We start from the raw sequence: 11435 nt of genomic DNA on the forward strand, positions 1-11435 counted from the left end.
GCCGCTCGCTTCCTTCAGATTCCGCGTCACCACGGACACCCTTGCGTTAGGCTAACCACTACTTCTGCCTTCATGGCTCGGGACTCTCACCCTAGAGATTACATCCATGCCAGGCACACCAATAAAAAAAGAGGCTCTAAAGAACCTCCCTTTACTACCTGATCAACTTCTACAGGTTAAATTTGTATTTTCTATATTTACACTCTAACCACAAAAGTGTTTATCAAATAATCAATGGAGCTGTTACAATCTTTTTAGTCTTCCAAAGGATTTAAATTTTCCTCCCCTGTTAATTGACTAATAAATTCAACAAGTAAGTCAATTTCCTGTTCGATATCACGCATACTTACCGTTTCAACAGGTGAATGCATATATCGAAGCGGTAAAGATACTAAAGCGACTGGTACACCTTTACCTGTCAAGCGCATTCGATCTGCATCTGTTCCGGTATATCGTGGAGTCAACTCATATTGAATAGGTATAGCCAATTCTTTAGCTGCTTTTTCTAACCGAGTATTTATTTTTCGGTTAATCGGCGCTCCTTTAGCTATAACCGGACCACCTTCTAATTTTACATCCCCATATTTATTTCGATTAACATTTGGGTGATCAGTTGCAAAAGTAACATCACAGGCTAGGGCCATTGTTGGCTCAATACCTGCTGCAGCAAAATATGCCCCACCCATATTTGTTTCTTCATTTACTGTACTAGCTGCATAAACACCAACTTTGAGGTCTCGGTCTGCAAGTTTTCGTAAGACTTCTGCAACAATAAAAGCCCCTGTTCGATTATCGAGTCCCCGCCCTGAGAGATAGCGGTCCATTAAAATTTCGGGATCACGATCATACACAATTAAATCACCTATTTGGACAAATTCCTCAATTTCCTGCTTTGATCTCGCTCCACAATCTATAAACAAATCGTCTAAACCAAAGTCACCTTTAATTCCACCATGATGCTGGGCGTTAACTCCAATCACACCGATTACCTCTTTGCGATAACCCTGGACTTTTACTTTCATACCTACAGCTGCCTTAGCATTCACTCTTCCCACTTCATCAAAGTATAAAAAACCATCTTCATCGATACGATTAACAACGAAAGCAATTTCGTCACAATGACCAGCAAGTAAAACCTTGAAGTCAGCCTCTTTATTCAAAACACCAATCGCATTACCCGCATGATCAGTAATCACTTCATCCGCAAAATTTTTGACATGATTTATCCATTTCTTTTGAATTTCCATTTCCATACTTGATGGCGATGGTGTAGCTAATAACTCTAATAAAAAATCTTTATTTTCCAAAATCATTTTATCGACCTCCATTCAAACTATTCATATCATAACAAATCTTTTACTAAAAAGGGAAGGACAAGCGGACAATTACTTTCCTCTTACCAAAAAACCTATTGGTGATTAGTTATCACCAATAGGTTTTCCATAATATTATAGACGTTTCTCCAATTCCTCTTTTTCCTTTTCAAAGCCTGGTTTACCTAGTAGAGCAAACATATTTTTCTTATATGCTTCCACGCCAGGTTGATCAAATGGGTTGACACCAAGTAGGTAACCGCTAATTGCACATGCCTTTTCAAAGAAATAAACGATATAACCAAATGTATAAGCATCTAATTCTGGTAAATGAACAATTAAGTTAGGTACTTGACCATCAGTATGAGCAAGCATGGTCCCTTGATAGGCTTTTTCATTGACAAAGTCTATTGTTTGACCTGCAAGATAATTTAGGCCATCAAGATCTTGTTCTTCCGCTTCTAGTGTCAAATCATGTTTTGGTTTCTCAACATGCAAAACTGTTTCAAATAGATCACGACGACCTTCTTGAACATATTGACCTAATGAATGTAAATCAGTTGAAAAATTAGCTGATGAAGGATAGATTCCCTTAAAGTCCTTTCCTTCACTTTCACCAAATAATTGCTTCCACCACTCAGAGAAATATTGAAGTGCTGGTTCATAATTAATTAGCATTTCAATTGTTTTTCCTTTATTATAAAGAATGTTGCGAATCGCTGCATACTGATATGCAGGGTTCTTATCGAGATCAGGATTAGCTAATTCTGTTTGTGCTTTAAAAGCACCCTCCATCATTACATTAATATCGATGCCACTAGCTGCAATTGGTAACAATCCAACAGCTGTTAGAACGGAGTAACGTCCACCTACATCATCAGGAATAACAAAGCTTTCGTAACCTTGTTCATTTGCTAATGTTTTCAATGCACCTTTCTCACGATCTGTTGTGGCATAAATGCGTTGTTTTGCTTCTTCAACCCCATATTTTTCTTCAAGATATTTACGGAAAATACGGAAAGCAATCGCTGGTTCAGTCGTTGTTCCACTTTTTGAAATAACATTAATGGAAACATCCTTACCATCAATTAAATCAAATACATCTTTCATATAAGTTGAACTAATACTATTTCCGACAAAAATAACTTGTGGCGCTTGGCGTTTTTCCTCTGGCAAAATATTATAGAAAGAGTGATTTAACATTTCTAGTGCAGCACGAGCACCCAAGTATGAGCCTCCAATTCCAATCACTAATAACACATCGGAATCAGATTTAATCTTTTCGGCAGCTTTTTGGATTCGTTCAAACTCTTCTTTGTCATAGTTTTCAGGAAGATCAACCCACCCAAGGAAGTCGTTTCCCGCACCTGTTTTATTATGTATCATTTCATGCGCTAATTTAACAGGTTCTTTTAAGTACTCTAATTCATGCTCAGCAAAGAATGGGAGTGCTTTGTCATACTCAAAACGTACATGTGTCATTTGATTACCTCCATTTTTAAGAAAAACCCACTTTTATTTCAAACGTAAAAAATGCGAGCTCTTCTTGTATTTAAAAATTTTAAAAGTTTCTTCTTCACCATTTGTCCTCTATAGGCTTTAACTCAGAAGATGTATCGGCATCAAAATTTATCTAGTTAGGTTATTCATCCTATCGAGGACATTCTTTATCTAATTACTTCTAGCTCATGTGAAAAATAATACTATTCTAAAGATACCGAATCAAGGCAATGAAATCAAGTAGTTTGTTAAAAAATAGTCACATTAAGAATATTCCTACACAACAAATAAATACTTGAATCGTCCAGATAACAAATAGGGACTGGGACGGCGGTTACTCGTCCCATCGACAACATTCACCCACGGAAAGAGTCCACCCAAAGTGTAAATCACGGAGTGACACGTTTAAACCATTTATGACGTGATGAATCTATTTAAATGATCATGATATCAAAAAGGAATCCAGTGTCTACTGAATCCCCTTTTCATTCTTAGCCGAGTTTTGTCCCAGCCTCATATTGCTGTAAATTATTTATCTTGTCCTGATTGCTTTAACCATTCGCTCAATTTATCTTTCAACGTATTAAAACCTTGTTCTTCTTGATTTGATGAAGGGGTTGGCTTTTGTTGTTTAGCCTTTGGTGCTTCTTCAGTCGCACGGATAGATAAAGAATATTTATTTTTTTCTTCATCGATAGATAGGATTTTAACCTTTACTTCATCACCTACTGCGAGGAATTCATTAATATCCTTAACAAATCCATGAGTAACCTCTGAAATATGAACGAGTCCTTGAATCTTATCATCTAATGCAACAAATGCACCATATGGTTGAACACCAGTTACCTTTCCTGTTAATACCTGACCTTCTGTAAATTTCTCTGACATAATAACAACTCCCATTTTGAATTGACAAATCGATAACGACCTTTGAGCCATTGGATTCACCTATTATTTTATACACAATTATTTATTTTAACATACGATATAGTTAATCGACAAGTCATTTTGCCTAATGACGAAATTTTCAAACAAATTCATTTGAAAAACACGATTAAGATTGATGATATGTTATAATGCAAAATAACCTAAACTATGCACTGGATAAAAGGAGTCGAATGCAAAATGGTAAACTTTGAAACTCTCCCAAATCGAAAAGACACACGTTCATTAAAATGGGACCGATTAGAGGATATGTTTGGTTCTAAAGATATCCAACCAATGTGGGTTGCAGATATGGATTTAGAAATTGCTTCACCTATTAAATCTGCTTTAATAGATAGAATTAATCATGGCGTTTTCGGTTATACACTTACTGATGATCAATTAAATGATACTGTCCGCAAGTGGTTAATCAAGCAACATAATTGGGAGATCGATCCCAATTGGTTAATCTATAGCCCAGGTGTTATTCCAACGATTCATATGACTATTTTAACTCAAACAAAACCTGGGGATAAAATTCTAATTCAGACACCTGTATATCATCCATTTCACAGCCTGATCAAAAGTCATCAACGTGAATTAGTTACAAATCCATTGATTTATCAAGATGGTCGATACACCATAGATTTTAATGATTTGGAACAGAAATTTAAAACAGGTGTTAAAGTATTGCTCTTTTGTAGTCCACACAACCCTGTTGGACGAGTCTGGACAAAGGATGAATTAACAAAAGTAGTTGAGCTTGCTGAAAAATATAATGTTTTAATTATATCAGATGAAATTCATGCAGATCTTACATATGCACCTCATAAGCATATCCCTTTAGGGTCACTTGATTCACCAATTAGTAAGCAAATCATTTCTTGCTTTGCACCAACTAAAACCTTTAATATAGCAGGTCTTCAAGTTTCATATGCTGTTATTCCTGACAAAGAATTACGCAATGAAATGGTCAATGCATTTGCGAAATATGGAATGAATTCTTTAAATACATTGGGTATTACCGCACTTGAAGCTGCTTATCAATCTGGTAATGAATGGCTTGATCAACTCAAAAGCTTGTTATTAACCAATCGCCAACTAGTTGAAGATACCTTTTCCGATCGGGATGAAATCAATGTTGTTCATGCGGAGGGGACTTATTTAATTTGGCTCGATTGCCGAAAGATGAATATCAGACAAAGTGAGTTAAAATCATTTATGGAGGAAAAAGCAAAGGTTGGATTAAACAATGGGATAACCTTTGGGGAAGAGGGGCGTGGATTTATGCGCCTAAATATCGCAAGCCCGACCTCCTATATTAAAGAAGGGCTTGATAAAATCATCTATGCATTAGATCATTTCGAAAGTTAATAAAAAAGCTCGCAATTACTCCGTATCACGAGTAATTGCGAGCTTCCCACTCCATTTCGCTGATTGAAATACTATGCTTTCATTAAGCGAGTAAGAAAGATCTATTCACGTGAGATAGATCTTCCCATTTATTATTATTCCCCTAGTTGCTCACGAATGGCTTCAGAAATTCCCGCAATAGCTTCTTCTTCATCAGCACCTTCTACAGTTACTTTAATTTCTGCACCTTTAGGTACACCTAAAGACATAACACCCATGATCGATTTTAAATTTACGGTTTTTCCATTATAATGCATTTCTACATCTGATTCATATTGTCCCGCTTTGTTGACTAGCAATGTCGCTGGACGAGCATGAATGCCAGTGTCATCAGTAATTGTAAATGTTTGCTCTTTCATTTCTATTCCTCCCAACTATTATCATTCATTTAATTAACCTATTCAATAAGAATATAGATTAATTATAATTATTATATACTAATTTTAACTTGGAATAAAGTAAATCTTCATCCCATACCATTTTTCTTCGTCTTCCAAGAATCATATCATGCTCGTGATGATTTATCTGAAAACTTCTTAGCTAAATACATTTAAGGCTTTATCTACAAATTACTAGAATTTATATGTCCACAATCTCTAAATATTAAACAGTCTATCTTTTGCCTAATAATAGGGTGAAGATGTAATATTGGTATTACCATTTGTTTTAGAAATTTGAAATAATCTTATTAAAAAATACAAATCAATTTGTAATCTAAATGAGGGTATGATAAATTTACCATATAACATTGTATTGGAGGCTTGTTTTATGAGTACACATATCGGAGCAAAAAAAGGAAATATAGCTGATAAAGTCCTTTTACCAGGTGATCCACTGCGAGCTAAGTACATTGCGGAGAACTTTCTTGATCATCCAGTTTGCTATAATGAAGTTCGTGGCATGTTTGGATATACTGGTACCTATAATAATGAACGAATATCTGTTCAAGGAACAGGAATGGGTGTCCCATCAATTTCTATTTACGTCAATGAACTCATTCAAGAGTATGATGTAAAGAAACTGATTCGCGTAGGGACTTGTGGAGCCATTCAGAAAGATGTAAGAGTTCGTGATGTTATTTTAGCTCAAGGGGCAACAACAGATTCCCAAGTGAATCGAATGGTTTTTGGAGGAATAGATTTTGCTCCACTTGCAGACTTTTCTTTATTAAAGCAGGCCCATCAGGTAGGTTTAGAAAAAGGCCTTAAATTACGTGTCGGCAATGTCTTTACTAGTGACAGTTTCTATCGTGAAAACAGTTTGGAACTCCTTACTAAACTAGCTAACCATCAAGTACTAGGAGTTGAAATGGAAGCAACAGCACTTTACACTCTAGCAGCTAAATTTAATCGACAAGCCTTAGCGATATTAACTGTTTCGGATCATATTTTAACAGGTGAAGAAACAAGTGCCGAGGAACGACAAACAACTTTCAACGATATGATTAAAGTTGCTTTAGATACAGTTACGATGAATTAGAAATTTAAACACTAAGGAGCGATTATCAATTCAGCTCCTTAAATTAATACGAATTGTTAACCACAAAAAATACTAGTTAACAATATGGGAGGATCACATGAATAGAAAAATATCAACAACGGATTTATGTTATAGTGCTATTTTTATTTGTTTAATGGCGATTGGAGCTAATATCACCTTTTGGTTCCCATTTTTGGCGATCCCAATTGGGGGTGTAACAGTTCCTTTATCCTTTCAAACTTTTTTCAGTATTCTCGCAGGCTTGTTACTTGGAAAAAGGGTTGGAACTCTAGCAATGATTGGATACATTATGATCGGCTCAATTGGTGTACCTGTTTTTGCCCAAATGCAAGCTGGGCCGTTTGTCCTTTTTAGTTATACTGGAGGATTTTTAATTTCTTTTATCTTTGTCGCCTTTGTAACTGGATACCTTGTCGAGCGATCTCAGGTTAAAACTACAAAAAAAAGCATGATCATTTCATTAATCGGGGTATTAGTGAATTATATAATTGGCGTAACCTATATGTACCTTGCTATGAACACTTGGCTTGGTTTGTCCATTTCCTATCATTCAGCGTGGTTAAGTATGGCTCCATTTTTCCTTAAAGATATCGTTTTAGCTCTTATCGCTGCCGTTGTTTTGGTTAAGATGGTCAACCTAATTCCAAGACGTGTTAGTGGCCTTTAATACGATTGCTCATTTCAACCAGATGACTTTCTTGAAATACTTATGCTATAATTATCGGTATCAATTTGTATAAGTACGGAGAGGATGTGTGAAAGGTGACTGTGTTTGAAAATTTCCCATTAATTGTTGCTTTATTTTCCATTTTATTTGCTCAAGGAATAAAAGTACCGATTCACTATATCGTAACAAAAGAATTCAAACCAGGCCTTGCATTTAGCACAGGTGGAATGCCAAGTAGTCATTCAGCTGCAGTTGCGGCTGTTACAACAGGAATAGGGATAGAACATGGATTATCATCTGGCATGTTTGCAATCTCTTGTGTCTTCAGTATTATTATCATGTTTGATGCCACAGGAATTAGAAGACAAGCTGGTGAACAAGCCATTGTTTTAAATATGCTTGTTAAAGATTTTCAATATTTTATTGATGAAGCAAAAGTTTGGACAAAGAAAAAGGAATTTGAGAAAAAGCAAGAACTGAAGGAATTATTAGGACATCAACCTATTGAAGTCTTTTTCGGTGGTTTAACTGGAATTGTCCTGGCATTGTTAGCCTATCCATTGTTCAATTAAATTTAAGCAAGGAACTATGATAAAACTAGTCTCTAATAATGAAAAATGGTTCTGATTACATTGAAATCGTAATTAGAACCATCTTTTCTTTTTTTATGTATTTCAATGCCCAGTTTAGGCTTGTTGATGGTGGGGTACTTCCTTAAATTCATCGCCATTAGCACAAATCCTCCTTCATTGTGTACTTTGGATTTACCTTTTAAAGATAAACGCGTAAAACTCAAATTAGCCTTCAAAAACTAAAAGAATGGTTCAACATCAATTTTATCTTGACCGTAAGTTTCACCAGTCTTTTTTTCTGATAGCTTTCTTCTCACATATTTTTTTGTATTTCCCCTTATGATCCACCCTCAGGAGCAGTAATTGGAAAGTCGTTTGGAAACTCCTGGGGGAAAAGTGGGAATCTGAAAATCCTTATTGCGACAGGCCAATGGAACAATAAGGAATGTTAGACTAAAACCGCAACGTCTAACCGACCCACATCCTGTGCGCCCGAGGCCGTACCCGCAGAAAGCGTCCACCCAAAGTGTAAATCACGGTGTGACACCTCTAAACCGTTTAAATCCTAATGAATCTATTTAAATGATCATGATACCAAAAGGGAATCCAATTTTTAGTGGATTCCCTTTTTATTTTAGCTGGTTTATGTCCCAGTCTCTTGATTTTGATTATCGATTCACTTTATTTAAACACCTGTCGCTCCCTCATCGTTATTTATTTTAAATGTTGCGATCGAGTCTGTCTTATAAATAAAGTGAACTGACTTAAGTTGATAATCTTCGCTTGAATAAGAGGCCGCTACTTCATAGCTTGAAAATAAATCAAAAAAGGACAAATTCGATACTTCCGAAATGGTAACTAGACTGGCAGTAAAACATGTTATTGTTAGAAATAGATAATAAATCAGTTTTTTCACTGTAACCACCTTCCTAATTGGACAGGATAGACAAATATTTAATATTTATACCTATTTCTTGTTTTTCTGTTTTATGAATTGGTACCAAATCAGTTTAAAACCACCCATTTGAAATAAAAACACATAATCAGATATTTTCTTTAAAATAGAGGCTAAACGTCCAAATATTCTTCTCCCTTTTCCTGTAACGCCGATAGCGTCTTTAGAACCGATCGAGGCGATTGTTCCTCTATTTTTAAATATAAATGATTGCGATTGTCCCTTCTGGTTCAATTTAACAAGTAAATTATGTACAGCCACTTTTGCTTTTTGAATGGCAATATCGGCATTTGGTAAATAAGGTTTACCTTCTTGATTTCTAATTAATGCAACATCTCCAATAATGAAAATATTCGGATAACCCGGTGCAGTTAAATCAGCCTCCACTTCGACACGGCCAAGTTCAGAAGGAATATTCATTTGATCGATTAAATGATGGCCTTTTACACCAGCTGTCCAAACAAACAGATCGACTGGTATATCTTCCACTAATCCTGATCGTTCAATTTTTATACTTGTTTTGCTAACAGATCTAATTTTGGTCCCTAAATAAAATTCAACATGTCTTTTTTCAAGTTGCTGCATTGCATATTCACCAAGTTCTAAATCAAATTCAGGTAATACGGTTGGTTCATATTCAATCGATTTTAATTTGATTTGACTCGGACTAATCCCCATCTCACTACATAACTCAGGTAGCCGTTCTGTTAACTCCCCTAATAGTTCAACACCAGTAAATCCACCGCCACCTACGATAAGGTGAAAGGGAGTCTCCATTGTTGTTTGACTATACTGAAGTAGTGATGCCATGATTTGATCAAATAAACGAGTAGAACGCGACAGGCTAGTAATTGAATAAGCATGTTCTTTAAGTCCGGGAATTTGAAAAGAATCAATTTCCGAACCAAGACCGATGATTAAATAATCATAAGGATATTCACCATTCGAAGTGGTTATCACTTGTTGATCACAATCAATTGCTGTTACCTTGTCTTTAATGAAACGAATTCGTTCTAGATCAAGAATTTCTCGAAGATCAAAAGCTGTCTGTTCTTTTGTGTTGACCCCAACCGCATTTCGATGTAACCATATCGTTTGATAGTGGTAATGATTCTTATTGATTAATGTAACTTCGACTTGATCTCCTAGTGATTGTTTTTGTAATTGCAAGCTCGCTGTCAATCCAGCATAACCAGCACCCAAAATAATAATTTTAATAGGGGTCAATGTAAACTCTCCTTATCAATTGGTTATCATCTTAACTGTCACAATATCGTCATATTTTAATCTTAGCGGTTTTAGCCTTTTTTTTCAATGAGGATTTCGGGAAACAATCCGCTTTATCGAATAAATATTTATTCTATTTATTATGATAGAAAGTATGTTAAAATGTTGGTTAGTCGTCTTATAGCTAATTGAGTAGGAGGGACAGAAAAATGATAGATAATAAAATATATGATGTAACAATCATTGGGGCAGGTCCAGTCGGATTATTCACTGCTTATTATGGTGGTCTACGACAAGCAAATGTGAAAATCATTGAGAGTCTACCACATATTGGTGGCCAGTTGAGTGCCCTCTACCCTGAGAAATATATATATGATATTGCAGGTTTCCCTAAAATAAGGGCACAAGAATTAATTAACAATCTCGAAGAGCAATTACAAATGTTTAAACCAACGCTCTGCTTAGAAGAGGCTGTCGAGCATGTTGAACGATTGGAAAATGAAACATTCAAATTAACAACTAATAAAGGGAGCCATTTTTCAAAGAGTATAATAATTACTGCTGGAAATGGAGCTTTTCAACCACGAAAGTTAAACTTAATAGAAGCTGATTGTTACGAAAAGCATAATCTACATTACTTTATTGATAATATGATGCAATTTAAAGATAAACGCGTTGTACTATTTGGTGGTGGTGATTCTGCTGTTGACTGGGCACTTATGCTTGAACCAATTGCCAAGGAAGTGACCTTAATTCATCGTCGGGAACAATTCCGTGCTCATGAACACAGTATTACTAAATTGACTCAATCTAAAGTAAACATTTTAACCCCTTTTGTTGCTGAGTCTTTGATCGGTAACAAACGAATTGAGCAAGTGAAAGTGAAAGAAGTAAGAGGAGAACGTGAAATCGTTATTGACGCTGATGAAGTCATTGTTAATTATGGTTTTATCTCATCACTTGGCCCAATTAAAGATTGGGGGATTAATATTGAGAAGAATAATATTGCTGTCAATTCAAATATGGAAACAAATATTAAAGGAATATATGCTGCTGGAGATATTTGTACCTATCCTGGTAAAGTAAATCTCATTGCAACCGGATTTGGCGAAGGACCTACCGCGATTAATAATGCCATAGCAGCAATCGAGCCTAATGCAAGAATTCAGCCACAGCATACGACTAGTTTATTCAATCATTAGGTAAGCTAAAATAAAAAAGGTTTGGGACAAAACCCGTTAAAACATCGAGTAGGAGGATAATCATTATTTGATTATCCGTCCCCTCACACCACCGTACGTACGGATCCGTATACGGCGGTTCAATTTTATGCTAAACATGTACTTGTTTGTAATGTTCTAGAC

Annotated in this window: 11 protein-coding genes and 1 pseudogene; 5 read left to right on the forward strand and 7 right to left on the reverse strand. The window is 35.7% G+C overall.

Translation table 11 applies throughout. From position 1 onward, the window contains the following. Positions 1 to 254 precede the first annotated feature (254 nt). From KQI76_RS10950 to yugI, 3 genes are all read right to left on the reverse strand, one after another. Positions 255 to 1313 (reverse strand): M20/M25/M40 family metallo-hydrolase, encoded by a 1059-nt coding sequence (locus KQI76_RS10950; RefSeq protein WP_216400339.1) that lies wholly within the window; start codon positions 1311 to 1313, stop codon positions 255 to 257. A gap of 135 nt (positions 1314 to 1448) precedes the next feature. Beyond that, positions 1449 to 2795 (reverse strand): glucose-6-phosphate isomerase, encoded by a 1347-nt coding sequence (locus KQI76_RS10955; RefSeq protein WP_216400340.1) that lies wholly within the window; start codon positions 2793 to 2795, stop codon positions 1449 to 1451. Positions 2796 to 3341: 546 nt separating this feature from the next. Continuing rightward, complete coding sequence (gene yugI / locus KQI76_RS10960; RefSeq protein ID WP_216400341.1) at positions 3342 to 3701, reverse strand: S1 domain-containing post-transcriptional regulator GSP13; 360 nt, start codon at positions 3699 to 3701, stop codon at positions 3342 to 3344. A gap of 237 nt (positions 3702 to 3938) precedes the next feature. Here yugI and KQI76_RS10965 point away from each other — a divergent pair, with 237 nt between their 5' ends. Then, positions 3939 to 5111, forward strand: a complete 1173-nt coding sequence (locus tag KQI76_RS10965) for a MalY/PatB family protein (RefSeq protein WP_216400342.1) — start codon at positions 3939 to 3941, stop codon at positions 5109 to 5111. A 134-nt stretch (positions 5112 to 5245) separates the two neighbouring features. On the opposite strand, the gene KQI76_RS10970 is transcribed toward KQI76_RS10965, so the two are convergent. After that, on the reverse strand, positions 5246 to 5509 hold the full coding sequence (locus tag KQI76_RS10970; RefSeq protein WP_216400343.1) for a phosphocarrier protein HPr: 264 nt from the start codon (positions 5507 to 5509) through the stop codon (positions 5246 to 5248). Positions 5510 to 5918: 409 nt separating this feature from the next. Here KQI76_RS10970 and deoD point away from each other — a divergent pair, with 409 nt between their 5' ends. The 3 genes from deoD to KQI76_RS10985 all read left to right on the forward strand — a co-directional run bounded on the left by deoD (position 5919) and on the right by KQI76_RS10985 (position 7889). Next, entirely contained in the window at positions 5919 to 6629 is a 711-nt protein-coding gene (deoD, locus tag KQI76_RS10975; protein WP_216400344.1) for a purine-nucleoside phosphorylase, read from the forward strand. A gap of 97 nt (positions 6630 to 6726) precedes the next feature. Further along, on the forward strand, positions 6727 to 7317 hold the full coding sequence (locus tag KQI76_RS10980; protein WP_216400345.1) for a biotin transporter BioY: 591 nt from the start codon (positions 6727 to 6729) through the stop codon (positions 7315 to 7317). A gap of 95 nt (positions 7318 to 7412) precedes the next feature. Continuing rightward, positions 7413 to 7889 carry a divergent PAP2 family protein gene (locus KQI76_RS10985; RefSeq protein WP_216400346.1) on the forward strand — a complete coding sequence of 159 codons (477 nt, stop codon included), beginning with the start codon at positions 7413 to 7415 and terminating at the stop codon, positions 7887 to 7889. A 134-nt stretch (positions 7890 to 8023) separates the two neighbouring features. On the opposite strand, the pseudogene KQI76_RS12135 reads toward KQI76_RS10985, so the two are convergent. The 3 genes and pseudogenes from KQI76_RS12135 to KQI76_RS10995 form a co-directional block, all read right to left on the reverse strand. Beyond that, positions 8024 to 8215: pseudogene (locus KQI76_RS12135) on the reverse strand (transposase); the annotation flags it as partial. A gap of 359 nt (positions 8216 to 8574) precedes the next feature. Continuing rightward, entirely contained in the window at positions 8575 to 8805 is a 231-nt protein-coding gene (locus KQI76_RS10990) for a hypothetical protein (protein ID WP_216400347.1), read from the reverse strand. Positions 8806 to 8856: 51 nt separating this feature from the next. Then, on the reverse strand, positions 8857 to 10071 hold the full coding sequence (locus KQI76_RS10995; protein ID WP_216400348.1) for an NAD(P)/FAD-dependent oxidoreductase: 1215 nt from the start codon (positions 10069 to 10071) through the stop codon (positions 8857 to 8859). A 209-nt stretch (positions 10072 to 10280) separates the two neighbouring features. Between KQI76_RS10995 and KQI76_RS11000 the strand changes: the two genes are divergently transcribed. Further along, complete coding sequence (locus tag KQI76_RS11000; protein ID WP_216400349.1) at positions 10281 to 11273, forward strand: NAD(P)/FAD-dependent oxidoreductase; 993 nt, start codon at positions 10281 to 10283, stop codon at positions 11271 to 11273. The last annotated feature ends 162 nt before the right edge of the window (positions 11274 to 11435 follow it).

The sequence above is a fragment of the Amphibacillus sp. MSJ-3 genome (assembly GCF_018919165.1).
GTDB lineage: Bacteria > Bacillota > Bacilli > Bacillales > Amphibacillaceae > Amphibacillus.